A 15,383-nucleotide genomic window follows, 5' to 3' on the forward strand; every position below is an offset into this window, starting at 1 on the left:
ACATTGTTCACAGAATATACATTTCCGGGATTGGCGGACGCGCGCGAAAAACATGTCGAGCAATGGCAAGGCGGGAGCAAATTCGCCCGCCGCCAAATGCGGCCCCGTTCTTACCCCGGATGTCCTTACCCCGGATGTGTCATGTCCTCGGGCCGCACCAGCCGGTCGTAGTCGGCCTCGCTGACCAGGCCGGTGGCAAGAGCCTCCTCGCGCAGCGTGGTTCCGTTCCTGTGCGCGGTCTTGGCGATCTTGGCGGCGTTGTCGTAGCCGATGGTCGGCGCGAGTGCCGTCACGAGCATCAGCGAGCGGTCGAGCGCGGCCTTGATGTTGTCCTCGCGGGCTTCGATGCCGACGACGCAATTGTCGGTGAAGGAGACCGAAGCGTCGGCAAGCAACTGCACCGACTGCAGGAAATTATAGGCCATCAGCGGATTGTAGACGTTGAGCTCGAAATGGCCCTGGCTGCCGGCGAAGGTGAGTGCTGCGTTGTTGCCGAACACCTGGACGCAAACCTGCGTCATCGCCTCGCACTGGGTCGGGTTGACCTTGCCCGGCATGATCGAGGATCCAGGCTCGTTCTCCGGCAGCGACAGCTCACCAAGACCCGAACGCGGGCCGGAGCCGAGGAAGCGGATGTCGTTGGCGACCTTGAACAGCGCCGCCGCCGCCGCGTTGATCGCGCCATGCGAGAACACCATGGAATCATGCGCCGCCAGCGCCTCGAACTTGTTCGGCGCGGTGACGAACGAAATGCCGGTGATCGAGGCGATGCGGTCCGCGACCTTTTCCGCAAAGCCGACCGGCGCGTTCAAGCCGGTGCCGACGGCGGTGCCGCCCTGCGCCAGTTCCTGCAGGCCAGGCAGCGTCAGCTCGATGCGCTTGATCGACGACGCGACCTGCGCGGCATAGCCCGAAAATTCCTGGCCGAGCGTCAGCGGCGTGGCGTCCTGCGTGTGCGTGCGGCCGATCTTGATGATGTGGTTGAAAGCTTGGGCTTTGACCACCAGCGCCTTGTGCAGATGGTGCAGCGCCGGGATCAGGCGATGGACGACCTGCTCGGCGCAGGCGATGTGCATGGCCGTCGGATAGGTGTCGTTCGACGACTGGCTCATGTTGACGTGGTCGTTGGGGTGCACCGGCTTTTTCGAGCCCATCACGCCGCCGAGCATTTCGATCGCCCGGTTGGAGATCACCTCATTGGCGTTCATGTTGGACTGCGTGCCCGAGCCCGTCTGCCAGACGACCAGCGGGAAATGGTCGTTGAGCTTGCCGTCGATCACTTCCTGGGCGGCATCGACGACCGCCTTGCCGACGGCCGGATCAAGCCGCTTCATCTCCATGTTCACTTCGGCCGCCGCGCGCTTGACGATGCCGAGCGCGCGCACGATCGAAGCCGGCTGCTTTTCCCAGCCGATCTTGAAATTGCCAAGCGAGCGCTGCGCCTGCGCCCCCCAATAGCGGTCGGCGGCGACCTCGATGGGACCGAATGTATCGGTTTCGGTTCTGGTTTTTTGAGCGCTCACGGCTGGTCTCCGGTCTGTCGATTTTGCGCAACGGCGTATCGCGTTGCACAAAACGCATCAAGCGGAGATTGAAGGTGAGGGCGGTGCAAATCGGTTGAAGGGTGATCCCGCGTATTCACCCGGCCGAAGCCATGTCGGCGGGCGCCGGCTGACGCAGGGCAAGCCGCCCGGCGACGAAATCCTTGACCTGGCGCACCGCCTGGTCACGCGTCACGCTGCCCGGCTGCAGGCCGAGCCTCAGCCATAGCCCGTCGATCAGCGCGGTCACGCCGAGCACGATCTCGTCCGCCACGGCAGGCGATGTCTGGCCGCGCAGCCCGGACAACAGGTTCGAGCGCATGCGCGCGTGGATGACCTTCTGGATGCGCGCCAGCTTTTCGTCGCGCGGCACCTCGGCGCACAGCGACAGCCAGGCGTGGCAGAGCGGCGGCAGGAAAAGGTGTTCCTCGAAATTGCCTTCGATCACGGCATCGACCCGTTCCATCGGCGTCCGCGCCCGCTTAAGCCTCGCGATCACCGCATAGCAGAGCACGGCGTTGGCCTCGCGCATCGCGTGCTCGAACAATTCCTGCTTGTTGCGGAAATAATGCAGCACGATGCCCTTCGACGCACCGGCCTGGGCCGCCACCTTTTCCAGCGTAGCGCCGGCAATGCCTTCGCGCTCCAGCACAGCGAAGGCCGCCTGCCGCAACTCCTTGCGGCGTATGTCGCTGAGACGCGTGAGCTTCACCGGGGCGATCCATGCATTGCGAATCCACATTGACATTTTCGCCCGCCCAGATCAATGATTGACCAATTGGACAACAAAATGACCAATTGGTCAAACCAATGGTCGATCTGAGGAGAACCGGAATGCTGCGCATGCTTGCGAATGGGGTTTGTGTCGCTGCCTTGATGCTGGTTTCGCAGGCGGCGCGCGCCGCCGAGCCTGAAAGCTGCAAGGCGGTGCGCATGGCCGAACCCGGCTGGAACGATCTCGCCTTCACCACCGGGGTGGCCAAGGTGATGCTGCAGGCGCTGGGCTATGAACCGCAGAGCGAGGTGCTGGGCATCAACGTCATCTACGAGGGCATGAAGAACAAGGATCTCGACCTGTTCCTCGGCTATTGGGACCCGGCGATGGTCACCTATTACGAGCCCTACAAGAAGGATGGCTCGGTCGAGAATGTGCGCGTCAATCTGGTCGGCGCCAAATACACCTTCGCCGTGCCGAGCTATGTCTGGGAGGCCGGCGTCAAGGACCTGTCCGACCTGCACAAGTTCGCCGACAAGTTCGGCAAGAAGATGTACGGCATCGAGCCCGGTTCCAACCAACTGATGATGGACGCCATCGCCGATCCCAAATTCGGCCTCGACGGCTGGCAGGTGGTCGAGTCGAGCGAGGCCGGGATGCTCTCTGAGGTCGGCTACGAGATCAAGGAGAAGCAGTTCATCGTCTTCCAGGGCTGGGCGCCACATCCGATGAACACGATGTACGATTTCAAGTATCTGACCGGTGGCGACAAGTTCTTCGGCCCGAATTTCGGCGCCGCCACCGTGACGACGCAGGTGCGCAAGGGTTTCCTGCAGGAATGCCCCAACGTGGCGCAATTCCTGAAGAACCTTGCCTTCGACATCGACATGGAAAATGTCGGCATGGGCTACCTTATCAATGACGGCATGAAGCCGGAGGACGGGGCGCTGAAATCGATCGCCTTGCACAAGGACCGGCTCGACGCCTGGCTGGCCGGCGTCACCACTTTCGACGGCAAGCCCGGCCTGGCCACGGTCAAGGAAAAGCTCGGACTGTGAGACCGGGGGACTTGGATGTGGTGGAGGCGTCAGGGCAGGATGCCTGGGCCGGCCGCAAGCAAATCGTCGATGTCGGCGGTCTCGACCTTGCCTATGTCGAGGTCACGGGATCGGAGCCGCCGCTGCTGCTCATCCACGGCTTCACCGATACCAGCCGCGGTTTCTCACTGCTGGCGCCGCACCTTGCCGGCCGCCGGCTGGTCATGCCGGATTTGCGCGGTCACGGCGGCTCGCAGGCAGGGCAGGGCTACCGCGTCGCCGACTTCGCCGAGGATATTGCCGGGCTGATCCAACGCTTGCGGCTTGAACGACCGATTGTCGTCGGCCATTCGCTGGGCGCCATCGTGTCCATCATGCTGGCGGCGCGATATCCGCAACTGGTCGGCGGGCTGGTGGTGATGGCCGGCACGCTGAGGCCCGATTTCGCGCCGGACCATCCTTTGGTCGCCGGCGTCGAGGCATTGCGCGACCCGATCTCGCCTGCCGATCCATTCTACGATTGGTGGCATGCCTGCGGTCCCGGCGTGCCGCAGACCTTCCTTGCCGGCCTGGCGAAGGATGCTTCGGGCATGCCGGCGGCGCGCTGGCGCGCCATTCTCGAAGAAGTCCGCCGCACCGATCTCACCGACGCGGCGCGCGCCGTGCGGTCCAAGACCCTGATCATCGCCGGAGAGCTCGATCCGCTTTTCGGCGCGCCACACCAGCAGGCCTTGGCTCAGGCACTGGGTGGTTCCTGCTTGGTCGAGGCGAGGGATTGCGGTCATAATCCGCACTGGGAAGACCCGGCCTATGTCGCCGGCGCCATCCTCGGCGCCTTCGAGACCGGACAATCACCGCAGCAATGACCGTGATGTTGGCGCAAGCCGCAAGGTTTGCGTTGGCTTGGCGAGGTACGGCCACGCATCGGGCGCCGACCCATGGCGTGCGTGCGCCGCTTCATCGTCGAAGCGGCTTACGGTGATGAAGACATTCTCATCAACCCGCACCGGCAGGCGTGGAAAGGTGTTTTCGGCATGCTCCGTTGTGAAAGCGCCGAGCAACCGCGCGCCATGCGCTGCGAGTCGCGCTGCCGCTTCGCGCCGAAAAGCCTCGACAAAGCCGGCCTCGGCTCCGCGGCGCAAATGATGAATCGAAATCTCAACAAACCCGGGCAGGGGGTTCTCGTTGCTCGCTTTTCCAGGCGCGGCTATCGCCGGGCGCTGCAGTCCGGTCAGGTTGAAGCCGGCGTCTGCCCAGGCGGGGCGCAACAACAGCACATCGTCGGAATCGATCATCGTGGCGTTGGCGGCATCCTTGTGGGCCGCCCAGACCGGCCCTTCATAGAAGGCGGTCAACGCCCGCCTCCGCGCCGCCATGTCCTCGAAGCCGCGCAACCACACAAACATGTCGGGACGGTCCAGGTCGCGGAACTGGCCGATGACGGTCATGCCGGTCGCTTCCTGCGTTTCGACGAATTCGCGATCGAAGAGCGCGATCAGCGTTTCACGCCGGTTGGGCTTCAGCGTGTATTGCCGCAGCTCCACTACGGACGAGGCAAGGCGAAAGGTCTGGTTTATGGCTGAGTCTAAAAACAGGGTGATCGACCTGTTTATAAACAGACCGGTTGTCCTGTTTTGTCAATCTGATATCGTTGTGGAATGTCAGCAGAGATTCCAGCGCCGGCCCGACACAGAGGCAAAAAGCGCACCAATGATCCCGAAGGCATGCGCCGCCGCGTGCTCGATGTGGCCGAAGAATCCTTCCAGGCGCGCGGCTATCACGCGTCGAGCCTTGGCGACCTCATGGCCGCTGCCGGCGTCACCGGCGGCGCGCTGCACCACCATTTCCCGACCAAGAAGGCGCTGGCGCTGGCGGTGATCACCGAGCGGGTGGCGGATGCCATTCAACAGACCTGGATCGAGCCTTTACAGGCCGCCCCTTCGGCCCGCGCAGGCGTGCGCGCCGTGTTCGAGGCGGTGGCAGTCGAGCTCGAGCAGCAAGGCTATGTGCGCGGCTGCCCGCTCAACAACCTCGCCCATGAATTGTCGCTTGCCGGCGATGAGTTCCGGGTCGCGCTGGTGGATATCTTTGCCGGGTGGAGGCAGGCGATCGCCGATAAGGTGCGGGACGATCAGTTGAACGGCGGGGAGGTCGGGACCGATCCCGAACGCTTCGCGGCGCTGGCGGTTGCGACCTACTCTGGCGCTATGTCGATGGCAAAAACTTCGCAGGATGCGGGGGTGTTGCGGGAGTGTTTGAACGGGCTGCAGAAGCTTTAACGGGCCGGAGGTCAAGTCCCTTCGCGCCCCCTCTGTCCTGCCGGACATCTGGGGAGATCAGATGTCGCCTCGGCTTCGCCAATTTCCAACGTTGCAGGAGAAGCGGGGCGCGGACACAGCCAATTTCCCCCTTGTGGGGGAGATGGCCGGCAGGCCAGAGGGGGGCGCTGCCCCGCCAGCGTCTCAGTCTTCACTGGAAGCTTTTCACTCCTTGAGCGGCTTGATCGTCTCGAACCCGACCTCGCTTTGCGCGCTGGTGCCTTCATCGTAGCGCCGCGCCAGCACCGCCTGGAGGTCCGGCGAGTAGAGCGCGGTGAAGGCATCGATGACGTTGCCATTGTCGCCGGTGATCGTCTCGTCCACGGCCAGCACGTTGTATTTGCAGTCGCCCAGGCTGTAGCTTTCCTTGCCTTTGACCGTCAGCGCCAGCGTTTCGGCGCCCTTCGGCGGCGTCTTCGTCGATAGCCGCACGAACTCGATCTTGCTCTTGGCGCCGGCCTTCAGCGGAAACAGTTTCTTGATGTCGGCAAGCGGAATCATCGACAGCCTGCCGGTGTCGCTGTCGCGGAACACCTCGATCAGCCCGGCATAGAGATATTGCAGTTGCGGCGAGTCCGACTGGTACTTGTTGGCGACAGCAACCATGCCGCCGGGCGCTGGCTGGAACTCGCTGCGGATGCCGGGTTTTTCCAGCACGAAACCCGCCTTGGCCGATTTGGCATCGACGCAGTCGGCGGCCTGCGCGGCACCGGCAAGGATCAGCATGGTCAGGCCCATGCCGGTCGCAACGGATTTCATACCTTCCTCCCGTGGATGCTCGCGCAAAGGAATGACAGACCGCTGCCATGCTGTCGACTGAAAGGACAAACCTCGTCGTCGGGCCAAGCTGGACGAACCGGCGCCGACCGTATTCAATCGCCCGACAATGAATCGCCTTTCGTCACGAACAGTTCCGCGTCGCACCTTTCTTGCCCGCATGGGAGCACTTGCCGCCGCCTGCGCCATGCCGCGCGCTGCATTCGCCCAGACCGGAAAGCGCACCCAGCCGATCGACGCCACCTTCTTGTTCATCGCCGACATTCACGCCTGCCGCATGGCGAGCGGGCTCAGCCCCCATTGCCTGCAGGAGGGCAAGACCGACGCCGCGCTTTTGCGCAATGTCGCGGCGCTGAATGCCATCGCCGATAAAGAATGGCCGGCCGAGATCAACGGGCTCGCCACCGGCCTCAATTCTGCCGGCAGCCTTATCGGCACGCCGCTCGGCCTCGTCACCGGCGGCGACATCACCGACGATGGCGGCGGCCAGGTCACCGAACCCAGCGAAGGCACGCAGCTTCTGCAGTTTTCCCAGCGCTACAGCCAGGGCGTCGGGCCGGACCGTGTCCACATGCCGGTCTATGTCGGGCTCGGCAATCACGATCTCGACCAGAACGGTTCGCGGCCGCATGTCGACTGGTACCGCCGCGAATTGCGCGATTATGTCGAGGTCAACCATCGCCCCGGCGTGTTCTTCAAGCCGCCGGTGCCGGCGACCGACTATGACGTCGACACCGATTGCTATTCCTGGGATTGGGGCGGCCTGCACCTGGTGCAGACGCATCGCTACGCCGGCGACGTCAGCCATGGCGCGCCGAGCAGCCTGCCTTGGCTGAAGCAGGACCTCGCTACCTATGCCGGTGACGGCCGTCCAGTCGTCATCTTCCAGCATTATGGCTGGGATACTTTTTCGACCGAGCGCTGGGATCCGGCCAAGCGCATCTATGACGACGACGGTTCCGGCGCGCCGCATTGGTGGGGCGAGGCCGACCGCCAGGCGCTGCTTGCCGCGCTGAAGGGTTACAACGTGATCGCCATCTTTCATGGCCACCAGCACGAGGTGCCGCTGATCTATCAGCGTGGCGGGCTCGATATCATCAAGCCGAAAGCCGCCTATATGGGCGGCTTCGCGCTGGCCAGGGTGACCAACATCATGATGGATGTCGTGCTTGGCGTGGCGGCCGGCGATCATGGCGAAATCGTCTTCACCAACGCTTTCACAAAACAGCTCCAGACGTGAAAAAAAGGCCGCCTCGCGGCAGCCTTCTCCCAAACTTGGTCCTCGTCTGGCGGTTGCGCCAGGGATCAGAGCGTTTTGCGGACCTTGTCCTTCACGTCGCCATAGGCCTTCTGCACCTTGCCGGCGATCTTGTCAGCCGTACCTGCCGCCTCGGTCTGCCTGTTTCCCGTGGCCTTGCCGGCTGCCTGCTTGACCGAGCCCTTGACTTGCTTGGCCACGCCGGCAACCTGATCCTTGTTCACCATCTGCGCACCTCCTGGAATTCTTCTGTCGCGGCAGGCAAACGGAACTGACTGGATTAGGTTCCCTGAGCCGCAAATCATCGTCGCATTGGTCGCGGATATGGTCGCCCCAATGCTTTGCCGCCATAACGTTGAATGACTACTATGGCGGAGATTTTTGGGGGACTGTCTTGGCCGAATTCACGCTCATCATCGCCAACAAATGCTTTTCGTCCTGGTCGCTGAGGCCCTGGGTGGCGATGAAGCATCTGGAAATCCCGTTCGAGGAAAGCTTCGTGCGCCTGCGCACGCCCGAGACCTTTGCCAATCTGGCGAAAGTGTCGCCGACCGGGCTTGTACCGGTCTTGAATCATAAGGGTAGGATCGTCTGGGAAACCCTTGCCATCCTTGAATATCTGGCCGACCTGTTTCCCGAGAAGAAGCTTTGGCCGCAAGACCTTGCCGCCCGCGCGCTGGCGCGCTCGGTGGCGACCGAAATGCATTCCGGTTTCCGCGAGCTGCGCTACGGCTGGCCGATGAATCTGCGCCGGCCGAAAGGCCACAAGCCGCTCGATGCGGAGGGCGATTTGCAGCGCGTGCGGATCGAAGCGATCTGGCGCCAGTGCCGCGACCAATATGGCCAAGGCGGCCCGTTCCTGTTCGGTCATTTCACCGCGGCCGACGCCATGTATGCGCCGGTCGTCACCCGCTTCGACACTTATGGCGGCGAGCTGGCGCCGGTCACCCGCGGCTATGTCGATGCCGTGCTGGCGACGCCGGCGATGCGCCACTGGTATGCCGAAGCGGCAAAGGAGCCCTGGCCTGAGCCAGGGCCCCACGAGCAGGATTAGAGCAGTTCCACGAAAAGTGCGCAGCGGTTAAGTTCGGCGACTTCGCCGTAACCCTCCGTCCGGAATTGCGTCAATACAACGAGGCAGAGAGGTTCGCCGTTTCTGTGGAAGCGGTGGCTCTCTCTAGAGGCCGGTGTAGCGGACGTCCCAGTTGACGTCGCCGCCGGTGATCGTCGGCCCCGAAAGCGTCGAACAGGTCGGAAGGCTGCCGGCGGGACCTGCCGAGACGATCCAGGATTGGCTGCCGATGCTGGTCACATTTCCGCTGGCATCAACATTGACCCGGATGCTGCCGCGGCATCGCCGGGTGGAGGTGCCATATTCGAAAATCAGCTGAACGCTGCTGACCCCCGAATTGAAAGTGGCGCTGAAATTGCCGTTCGCGCCATTGGCGATGGTCGATGAGAACGTGCACGTGGCGCCGTTGCATGTTGGAGCCGTCTGGATTCCGATGCTTCCGCTGGTGCGATTGTTGTTGATCGTAACGTTGATATCGGCTGCGGATGCTGCTTGCGCTGCGCCAAAAACAGCTGATGCCAGGCACAGGGTCTTGATCAGATTTTTCATATCTGCTCTTTCTTGCCAGATTAAGTTTGATGTCTTCGGTGGAGATATTGCTGTCGCGCAGACAAAAAAGCTCGCGGCTTCCGGCGCGGCAGCAATGCAAATCAATTTTTTGATTTGCCCTGAATAATACACGAAAAACGCTTTCGGGAAAAGCTTCTAGGCCATGTCGGCGCGCCGGCCGTGTCTCCGCGTTTGAGAGAAGTTGATTGACCGCATTGGGACCCTGCAACTCGCCCTTGGTGGAACGGATCGTTAAGCCCGACATCTTCGACGCATTGACGGCGCAGCATCCTTGTCGCGCCGCCACGCCGGGGGATCGGATGGCGGCCTGAGCGCATGACCCTTGCGGCTCACCGCTGCGACCTTTGACATCGTGGCGGAATAACCCTAAAAGAGCCTCGTCGATATTTGTTTGACCGGCTTCTGTTATCCGTGCCTCAGAGCGCGCATTTGACGAACCTCCCACTTCAAAAATCGAGACAGACGACGTTGTGCGTCCGCATGACGGCGAGCGAATATTTGCCAATGGAAAGGGTTCGTCATGAGCACCGGCACAGTTAAATGGTTCAACGCCACCAAGGGTTTTGGTTTCATCCAGCCTGACGACGGCTCGGCCGACGTTTTCGTCCACATCTCGGCCGTGGAGCGCTCCGGCATGCGCGATCTCGCCGAGGGCCAGAAGCTCGGCTACGAGATGGTCCGCGACAAGAAGTCGGGCAAGATGTCCGCCGACCAGTTGAAGGCGGTCTAAACAGGAATTCAGCCCTCCCGGTGACCACGGATGTACTGGCACCGGTGAATGGCGAATTCTGGCGTGGCCGCGCGGACCTCGAGTCCTCACGGCATGGCGCCCATGCGAAGCGCCGTAGCGCATCTGGTTGGATGCACAGCGCTTTTAGGGGAGGTCAGGCGGTGCCTGGCCTTTTTCATTTTGTGTTTGTCGCCGCCGAAAGTGCGCCGCACGCTGGCCGGAACGTGCTAAGGGACGCTCCAGCAATTTGAATCCGCCGCCATATTGCTTTGCGCATGGTCGTGACCGAAGAAGCCGGTCTAGCCTGCCGGCACCAGGCTCCTGACAGGAGAAAGATTTTGACCGCTCATTCGAAGGCCGCTGCCAATCCGGCGGTGTCGCTGTTCAGCAAGACCAAAACCCAGTCCATGTCGCTTGACCGCATCAATTCGGAACGCGATGCCGTCAGCGACGCGCGTGAAGCCAAGACGGCACGCCTGCGCGAACTGCGCCTGGAAAAGGAAGCCAACGAGTTGGCTGCGGCAGCCGCGCTCGCGGCGCTGCCGAAACGAACCGGAAAACGCTGATGGCCACCAAACGTGTGCCGCCGACGCCGATCGCCGCCGACGCGACTATCGCCGACATGGTCGAGACGCTCGACAAGCCGATCGAATATGTTCGCCGCGTCCTGGAAAAGCTCGAGCGCTGCAAGCGCGCGCATGGCGATGCCCAGGTCCGCGTCGGCGTGCGCGGCCGCGCCGAAGCCCCGAACTATCTGATCGAATATGCGCGCGAAGACGCCAAGACCCGTCAGCGCGTCACGTATCAGGATGCCGCCTATAGCGGCAGCACGCATCGCGAGCTGGCCCCGCACCACATCGCGGAAGCCAGGAACTGGTCGCCCGAGGAAATGAACATCACGGCGGTTTCGGCGCTGATCGGCCGCCTGCGCAAACCGAATGCGCCATCATCGCGCTTTTCCGACGAGGACTGACATGGCCATAAAATTCTCCGCCAAGGACCAGCCGGCAACGCCGCCCGCCGCCGCCAAACCGGTCAAGCCGGTTGCCGCGCCGAAGGCCGGCGAGTCGGCCGAAGCCGCGACCGATCTGTTCAAGTCGCCGGGCGAAGCGCCGGCGCGCAAGGCTGGCAAGAAGAAATAGCACCTTGCCGCAGGACACCGGTCGCACCGCCCTCGGGTCGGGACCGTTCGGCCTGGCCGATCCGGCCGTTTTGCCTGCGGGCGAGGACGTCGAGGCGGCCGCCATCTTCGACTGCCAAAGCTGCGGCGCCTGCTGCGCCTATGCGGCGGACTGGCCGCGCTTTTCGACCGAGGAGGATGCCGAGCTCGACCGCATCCCCGAAGCGCTGGTCGCCACGGATTTGTCCGGCATGCGTTTCGAAGGTGGTCGCTGTGCAGCGCTTCGCGGCGAAGTCGGCAAGCACACGGCCTGCGGCATCTATGACGCGCGCCCGCATGTCTGCCGCGCCTGCATGCCGGGCGACCCCGAGTGCGTGATGGCAAGGGCGGCGCATGGGTTGACGCTTACCAATCTCCCTCACAAGGGCGGAGATTAAGAAGCTCCGCCGCTTGCTCCGCATCCCGCCTCCCGGTAGCTTCGCCGTCGGGCAGGGCCCGTGGAGGAACCATCCGTGAGCATCGAATTCCTGTTGACGTCGCTGATAATCGTGGCTTCGCCCGGCACCGGCGTTCTCTACACGCTGAGCGCCGGGCTCTCGCGCGGCGCGCGCGCCTCGGTCATCGCCGCTTTTGCCTGCACGCTTGGCATCATCCCGCACATGGCGGCCGCCATCACCGGCCTTGCCGCGGTGCTGCACACCAGTGCCGTCGCCTTCGAGACGCTGAAATATCTCGGCGTCGCCTATCTGCTCTACATGGCCTGGAACACGCTGAAGGAGAAGGGTGGCCTCAACATCGACGAGAATGCCGCGCCACGCTCGACCGCCAGGACCATCACCACCGGCGTTCTGATCAACGTGCTGAACCCGAAGCTGTCGATCTTCTTCTTTGCCTTCCTGCCGCAATTCGTCAGCACCACCGAGCCGCATGCTTTTACCAGGATGCTCGAGCTCTCCGGCGTCTTCATGCTGATGACCTTCGTGGTCTTTGCCGTCTACGGCGTGTTCGCCGCCTCGGTGCGCAGCCACATCGTGTCGCGGCCCAAAGTGCTGACCTGGATGCGGCGCAGCTTCGCCGCCGCCTTCGTCATGCTCGGCGCCAAGCTGGCGTTGGCGGATCGCTAAACCGACGGGCCGCCTTCGGTTTCGGAAGCGTCTTTGCTTTCCGAACCGGCCGCAGCTCGAACGCCAACGCGCCAGGCCGAAGGCGGAACGCCGATCATCTTCTTGAAGGCACGGCTGAACGCCGCCTCGGACTCGTAGCCGATTTGCGCAGCGATGCTGGCGACATTGCTACCACCGGCGCCGAGCAGTTCCGAGGCGATCTGCATGCGCCATTTGGCGAGATAATGCATCGGCGGCATTCCAACGATTTTGTTGAAGCGCTCCGCGAGCACCGTGCGCGACAATGCAGATTCCTTGGCCAGCGCCTCCACCGTCCAATTGTGAGCCGGGTGGTCGTGCATCAGCGCCAGCGCCTTGCTCAGATGCGGATCGCGCAGGCCTGCTAGCCAGCCCGCCTGTTGTGGCGGCAGCGATTCCACGTAACGGCGCAGCACGTCGACAAACATTAGTTCGCTGAGCTTGGTGAGCACGGTCTCGCTGCCGGCTCGCTTTTCCGCGACCTCCGCCACCGCCAGCCTGATGAACTGGCCGAGCCAGCCGCCATCGCCCCTCGCGTCTCCGGCCTTGATGACCGGGGGCAGTGCTTCGAGCAGGGGATTGAAAGGCAAGGCATGGCAAGCGAGATAGCCGCACACCAGTCGAGCAGACAGCGCTCCGTCCTTGACGAAGTTGATCGGGAACGGCTGCTGGCCGGCGGCCGCGATCTCCAGCACATCCGCAGTCGGCGGGTCGGCCCCGAGGTCAGGTGTGCTCGACATGATATGCGGATCGCTGTTGGTGAAAACCACGACTTCGCCGGCCTCCACCGGGATGGCCTCCTTGCCGATGATGCGGGCAAAGCAACGGCCGTCGGTCACCACATGGTATGAAATCAGATGATCCGCGCCCGGAAGTATCCTCGGCAATATCGAGGAGGGGGCTGGCGACCGGATCGCCCACGGATCCTGTGCCTCTATGTCGAAAAAGGTCGCGCCCGTTAGGCGGATCGTTTTCAAAAGGTCAGACAGAGCATCCCCGGCCATTCCATCATTTCCCGCAAGTTGCGCGGCATCCCTTTCGAGTTCCGGACGCGCTGTCAAGTAAGGCGGACGCCCCATCATTCCGTTCACTGCCGGAACCTTTAAACCCGCCAGCGCTGTGCGGTGTCGTCTCAAGTGGCGCTGGGCGCAGCCGAACGAAACTTGGATAAGGACGAAAATCATGACGGTACATAAGGGCGGGTGTTTTTGCGGCGCCGTGGAAATCGAAGTCCACGGAACCGCCGAGGCGATGGGCTACTGCCATTGCAGTTCCTGCCGTTCGTGGTCGGCGTCTCCTGTGAACGCCTTTACGCTGTGGAAGCCCGAGAACGTCAAGGTCACCAAGGGCTCAGAGTTCCTATCCGGCTTCAAGAAGTCCGAGATGAGCGATCGCCAGTTTTGCACGAAATGCGGAGGTCATCTGATGACGGACCATCCGCCGCTCGGGCTTGTAGACGTTTACGCGGCAACAATACCGACGGTGGAATTCACGCCGGGGGTCCATGTCAACTACGCCGAGACCGTCCTGCCGATGAAGGACGGGCTGCCGAAGCTGAAGGACTTCCCCGCCGAGCTCGGCGGCTCCGGCATCGCCATCCCGGAATAGGTCCGGACGATGGTCGACGATTTCGAGCAGCCAAAATTTGCGACAGGAGAGTGCCAATGGATATCGCGACGTTTCGCGCCACGCAGGAGCCCATCAAGGATCTTTATCGCAAGGACGCGCGAGCCGCGCTTCTTACCTTGAAGGCCAGGGGCAGCGCCAACGACACCAAGGTGACCTGCAAGGTCGAGACCGGACGCGGACTTGCCATTGCCGGCATCCATCCGCAGGCCGGCGGCAGCGGGCAGGAGCTTTGTTCCGGCGATATGCTGCTGGAAGCGTTGATCGCCTGTGCCGGCGTCTCGATGCGAGCGGCCGCGGCCGTCCTCGATATCCCGATCAAGTCGGCGGAGATCTCCGCCGAGGGCGATGTCGATCTTCGTGGCACGCTCGGCGTCACGGCAGGGGTGCCAGTCGGCTTCAAGGAGATACGCCTGCGCTTCGACATCGAGAGCGATGTCGAGCAGAGCCGGCTGACCCAGCTGCTCGAGCTCACGGACCGCTATTGCGTCATCTTCCAGACGATCCAGCGTAGTCCCAGGACTTCCGTCAAGCTCAACAGGGTCGTCTCGTAACTGCGACTTGCCCGGGAGCCAAAGTCTGGCGAGGCGGATTCCGGGTTGGGCCTGAGCGCGGCATTTCCGCGCCAGGCCCTCAGCCCTTCACATAGCCCATCGCTTCGACGATGCGGCCGTCCGCGACCCGCATCAGGTTGACGCCGCGCACCGAGGAGCCGTCGGCCATCCAGAAGCGCCAGCGGATGGTCGCGCGCTCGCCTGCGACGAAGGTCTCTTCGAGGTCGAAGCGCGTGCCGGGTCCGGTGGCGATCGCCGACCATAGTTCGATGCAAGCCGCCTTGCCGGCGGCGCGCGCGCCGTCTGGCGCAGGCGTGGTGTTTTCGATCACGCAGCCGTCGGCGACCAGGTCGGCAAGCGCCGACGGGTCGTGGTGCTGGAAGACGTCGTTGAAGCGCCGCATGATCTCTGCCGTCTCGCCGGAGCGCGCGGCAGCGGTGCTGTCGATGATCAGTTCCATGGGATTTGTCCTTTCCGTTTCAATCGTTGAGAGGTCAGGCCAGCGCCGCCTTGAGCGTGATGCTGGCGACACCGGCCAGCGCCCGCGAGACCAGGCAGGCCGCCTTGGCCTTTTGCGCCAGCCGCTCGAAATCCTCGGCCGTAATGCCGGCGATGCTGGCTTGTGTTTCCAGTTCGATGCGCGTGATCGTCGGTCCGGCGGCGGTCGCGCCGAGATGCACCTTGGCGATGGTGCGGATGCTGTCGGGCGTATGGCCTTCGCCGCCGAGGATGGCGCTCAACGCCATCGAGAAGCAGCCGGCATGGGCAGCCGCGATGAGCTCCTCCGGATTGGTGCCGGGACCGTTCTCGAAGCGGGACGGGAACGAGTAAGCGCCTTCGAAGACGCCGCTGCCCAGCCTCAAGTGGCCGGATCCTTCCTTGAGTGTGCCGTGCCATTCGGCCGAAGCGTCGCGTATTGTCAT

22 protein-coding genes are annotated in these 15,383 nt (G+C 63.1%); 13 read left to right on the forward strand and 9 right to left on the reverse strand.

All coding sequences use genetic code 11. The features are described from left to right. Nucleotides 1-125: 125 nt before the first annotated feature. Nucleotides 126-1,523, reverse strand: a complete 1,398-nt coding sequence (gene fumC, locus AB6802_RS09910) for a class II fumarate hydratase (protein ID WP_371009891.1) — start codon at nucleotides 1,521-1,523, stop codon at nucleotides 126-128. Between the two features lie 115 nt (nucleotides 1,524-1,638). Beyond that, nucleotides 1,639-2,289: a transcriptional regulator BetI gene (gene betI, locus AB6802_RS09915; RefSeq protein WP_371009892.1), complete on the reverse strand. Its 651-nt coding sequence runs from the start codon at nucleotides 2,287-2,289 to the stop codon at nucleotides 1,639-1,641. A gap of 86 nt (nucleotides 2,290-2,375) precedes the next feature. On the opposite strand from betI, the gene choX reads away from it, so the two are divergent. After that, nucleotides 2,376-3,314, forward strand: a complete 939-nt coding sequence (gene choX, locus AB6802_RS09920; protein ID WP_371009893.1) for a choline ABC transporter substrate-binding protein — start codon at nucleotides 2,376-2,378, stop codon at nucleotides 3,312-3,314. Nucleotides 3,315-3,331: 17 nt separating this feature from the next. Continuing rightward, on the forward strand, nucleotides 3,332-4,159 hold the full coding sequence (locus AB6802_RS09925) for an alpha/beta fold hydrolase (RefSeq protein ID WP_371009894.1): 828 nt from the start codon (nucleotides 3,332-3,334) through the stop codon (nucleotides 4,157-4,159). On the opposite strand, the gene AB6802_RS09930 is transcribed toward AB6802_RS09925, so the two are convergent. After that, a complete protein-coding gene (locus tag AB6802_RS09930; RefSeq protein WP_371009975.1) occupies nucleotides 4,145-4,888 on the reverse strand; it encodes an NIPSNAP family protein in 744 nt (247 codons plus the stop codon). The two genes, AB6802_RS09925 and AB6802_RS09930, sit on opposite strands and share 15 nt — an antisense overlap. A gap of 129 nt (nucleotides 4,889-5,017) precedes the next feature. On the opposite strand from AB6802_RS09930, the gene AB6802_RS09935 reads away from it, so the two are divergent. Beyond that, nucleotides 5,018-5,572, forward strand: coding sequence for a TetR/AcrR family transcriptional regulator (locus tag AB6802_RS09935; protein ID WP_371009895.1), 555 nt, complete (start codon nucleotides 5,018-5,020; stop codon nucleotides 5,570-5,572). Nucleotides 5,573-5,776: 204 nt separating this feature from the next. Here AB6802_RS09935 and AB6802_RS09940 read toward each other — a convergent pair whose 3' ends face one another. Next, the gene (locus tag AB6802_RS09940) at nucleotides 5,777-6,370 is read right to left on the reverse strand and encodes a hypothetical protein (protein ID WP_371009896.1); all 594 of its coding nucleotides are present in this window, start codon (nucleotides 6,368-6,370) and stop codon (nucleotides 5,777-5,779) included. Between the two features lie 127 nt (nucleotides 6,371-6,497). On the opposite strand from AB6802_RS09940, the gene AB6802_RS09945 reads away from it, so the two are divergent. Then, the gene (locus tag AB6802_RS09945; protein ID WP_371009897.1) at nucleotides 6,498-7,628 is read left to right on the forward strand and encodes a metallophosphoesterase; all 1,131 of its coding nucleotides are present in this window, start codon (nucleotides 6,498-6,500) and stop codon (nucleotides 7,626-7,628) included. 65 nt (nucleotides 7,629-7,693) lie between these two features. On the opposite strand, the gene AB6802_RS09950 is transcribed toward AB6802_RS09945, so the two are convergent. Further along, on the reverse strand, nucleotides 7,694-7,873 hold the full coding sequence (locus AB6802_RS09950) for a CsbD family protein (RefSeq protein WP_371009898.1): 180 nt from the start codon (nucleotides 7,871-7,873) through the stop codon (nucleotides 7,694-7,696). A gap of 167 nt (nucleotides 7,874-8,040) precedes the next feature. On the opposite strand from AB6802_RS09950, the gene AB6802_RS09955 reads away from it, so the two are divergent. Beyond that, nucleotides 8,041-8,700, forward strand: coding sequence for a glutathione S-transferase family protein (locus tag AB6802_RS09955; protein WP_371009899.1), 660 nt, complete (start codon nucleotides 8,041-8,043; stop codon nucleotides 8,698-8,700). 123 nt (nucleotides 8,701-8,823) lie between these two features. Here the strand turns inward: AB6802_RS09955 and AB6802_RS09960 are convergent, their stop codons facing one another. Continuing rightward, a complete protein-coding gene (locus AB6802_RS09960) occupies nucleotides 8,824-9,267 on the reverse strand; it encodes a hypothetical protein (protein WP_371009900.1) in 444 nt (147 codons plus the stop codon). A 541-nt stretch (nucleotides 9,268-9,808) separates the two neighbouring features. Between AB6802_RS09960 and AB6802_RS09965 the strand changes: the two genes are divergently transcribed. From AB6802_RS09965 to AB6802_RS09990, 6 genes are all read left to right on the forward strand, one after another. Further along, nucleotides 9,809-10,018: a cold-shock protein gene (locus AB6802_RS09965; RefSeq protein WP_371009901.1), complete on the forward strand. Its 210-nt coding sequence runs from the start codon at nucleotides 9,809-9,811 to the stop codon at nucleotides 10,016-10,018. Nucleotides 10,019-10,356: 338 nt separating this feature from the next. Next, entirely contained in the window at nucleotides 10,357-10,584 is a 228-nt protein-coding gene (locus tag AB6802_RS09970; protein ID WP_371009976.1) for a hypothetical protein, read from the forward strand. Then, nucleotides 10,584-10,991 carry a hypothetical protein gene (locus AB6802_RS09975; RefSeq protein ID WP_371009902.1) on the forward strand — a complete coding sequence of 136 codons (408 nt, stop codon included), beginning with the start codon at nucleotides 10,584-10,586 and terminating at the stop codon, nucleotides 10,989-10,991. Before AB6802_RS09970 ends, AB6802_RS09975 begins: the two co-directional genes overlap by 1 nt. 1 nt (nucleotide 10,992) lies before the next feature. Continuing rightward, nucleotides 10,993-11,160: a hypothetical protein gene (locus AB6802_RS09980; protein ID WP_371009903.1), complete on the forward strand. Its 168-nt coding sequence runs from the start codon at nucleotides 10,993-10,995 to the stop codon at nucleotides 11,158-11,160. Nucleotides 11,161-11,212: 52 nt separating this feature from the next. After that, the gene (locus AB6802_RS09985; protein WP_371009977.1) at nucleotides 11,213-11,575 is read left to right on the forward strand and encodes a YkgJ family cysteine cluster protein; all 363 of its coding nucleotides are present in this window, start codon (nucleotides 11,213-11,215) and stop codon (nucleotides 11,573-11,575) included. Between the two features lie 75 nt (nucleotides 11,576-11,650). Then, a complete protein-coding gene (locus AB6802_RS09990; protein WP_371009904.1) occupies nucleotides 11,651-12,262 on the forward strand; it encodes a LysE family translocator in 612 nt (203 codons plus the stop codon). On the opposite strand, the gene AB6802_RS09995 is transcribed toward AB6802_RS09990, so the two are convergent. After that, nucleotides 12,259-13,464, reverse strand: coding sequence for a cupin domain-containing protein (locus AB6802_RS09995; protein ID WP_371009905.1), 1,206 nt, complete (start codon nucleotides 13,462-13,464; stop codon nucleotides 12,259-12,261). The two genes, AB6802_RS09990 and AB6802_RS09995, sit on opposite strands and share 4 nt — an antisense overlap. Between AB6802_RS09995 and AB6802_RS10000 the strand changes: the two genes are divergently transcribed. Together AB6802_RS10000 and AB6802_RS10005 are read left to right on the forward strand one after the other, a co-directional pair. After that, nucleotides 13,463-13,888 carry a GFA family protein gene (locus AB6802_RS10000; RefSeq protein WP_371009906.1) on the forward strand — a complete coding sequence of 142 codons (426 nt, stop codon included), beginning with the start codon at nucleotides 13,463-13,465 and terminating at the stop codon, nucleotides 13,886-13,888. The genes AB6802_RS09995 and AB6802_RS10000 overlap by 2 nt on opposite strands. A gap of 56 nt (nucleotides 13,889-13,944) precedes the next feature. Continuing rightward, nucleotides 13,945-14,460 (forward strand): OsmC family protein, encoded by a 516-nt coding sequence (locus AB6802_RS10005; protein WP_371009907.1) that lies wholly within the window; start codon nucleotides 13,945-13,947, stop codon nucleotides 14,458-14,460. Nucleotides 14,461-14,539: 79 nt separating this feature from the next. Here the strand turns inward: AB6802_RS10005 and AB6802_RS10010 are convergent, their stop codons facing one another. Both AB6802_RS10010 and AB6802_RS10015 read right to left on the reverse strand, forming a co-directional pair. Further along, nucleotides 14,540-14,920 carry a nuclear transport factor 2 family protein gene (locus AB6802_RS10010; protein ID WP_371009908.1) on the reverse strand — a complete coding sequence of 127 codons (381 nt, stop codon included), beginning with the start codon at nucleotides 14,918-14,920 and terminating at the stop codon, nucleotides 14,540-14,542. A gap of 34 nt (nucleotides 14,921-14,954) precedes the next feature. Further along, complete coding sequence (locus tag AB6802_RS10015; RefSeq protein WP_371009909.1) at nucleotides 14,955-15,383, reverse strand: OsmC family protein; 429 nt, start codon at nucleotides 15,381-15,383, stop codon at nucleotides 14,955-14,957.

This window comes from Mesorhizobium sp. RCC_202, assembly GCF_041355295.1.
Classification (GTDB): domain Bacteria; phylum Pseudomonadota; class Alphaproteobacteria; order Rhizobiales; family Rhizobiaceae; genus Mesorhizobium.

Excerpts from the sequence above, each read along its gene's own strand:
- betI (WP_371009892.1), bottom strand. The coding sequence starts at position 2,289 with ATGTCAATGTGGATTCGCAATGCATGGATCGCCCCGGTGAAGCTCACG.
- choX (WP_371009893.1), top strand. The coding sequence starts at position 2,376 with ATGCTGCGCATGCTTGCGAATGGGGTTTGTGTCGCTGCCTTGATGCTG.
- AB6802_RS09935 (WP_371009895.1), top strand. The coding sequence starts at position 5,018 with ATGCGCCGCCGCGTGCTCGATGTGGCCGAAGAATCCTTCCAGGCGCGC.
- AB6802_RS09940 (WP_371009896.1), bottom strand. The coding sequence starts at position 6,370 with ATGAAATCCGTTGCGACCGGCATGGGCCTGACCATGCTGATCCTTGCC.
- AB6802_RS09945 (WP_371009897.1), top strand. The coding sequence starts at position 6,498 with ATGAATCGCCTTTCGTCACGAACAGTTCCGCGTCGCACCTTTCTTGCC.
- AB6802_RS09950 (WP_371009898.1), bottom strand. The coding sequence starts at position 7,873 with ATGGTGAACAAGGATCAGGTTGCCGGCGTGGCCAAGCAAGTCAAGGGC.
- AB6802_RS09960 (WP_371009900.1), bottom strand. The coding sequence starts at position 9,267 with ATGAAAAATCTGATCAAGACCCTGTGCCTGGCATCAGCTGTTTTTGGC.
- AB6802_RS09965 (WP_371009901.1), top strand. The coding sequence starts at position 9,809 with ATGAGCACCGGCACAGTTAAATGGTTCAACGCCACCAAGGGTTTTGGT.
- AB6802_RS09975 (WP_371009902.1), top strand. The coding sequence starts at position 10,584 with ATGGCCACCAAACGTGTGCCGCCGACGCCGATCGCCGCCGACGCGACT.
- AB6802_RS09980 (WP_371009903.1), top strand. The coding sequence starts at position 10,993 with ATGGCCATAAAATTCTCCGCCAAGGACCAGCCGGCAACGCCGCCCGCC.
- AB6802_RS10000 (WP_371009906.1), top strand. The coding sequence starts at position 13,463 with ATGACGGTACATAAGGGCGGGTGTTTTTGCGGCGCCGTGGAAATCGAA.
- AB6802_RS09995 (WP_371009905.1), bottom strand. The coding sequence starts at position 13,464 with ATGATTTTCGTCCTTATCCAAGTTTCGTTCGGCTGCGCCCAGCGCCAC.
- AB6802_RS10005 (WP_371009907.1), top strand. The coding sequence starts at position 13,945 with ATGGATATCGCGACGTTTCGCGCCACGCAGGAGCCCATCAAGGATCTT.
- AB6802_RS10010 (WP_371009908.1), bottom strand. The coding sequence starts at position 14,920 with ATGGAACTGATCATCGACAGCACCGCTGCCGCGCGCTCCGGCGAGACG.
- AB6802_RS10015 (WP_371009909.1), bottom strand. The coding sequence starts at position 15,383 with ATGACAATACGCGACGCTTCGGCCGAATGGCACGGCACACTCAAGGAA.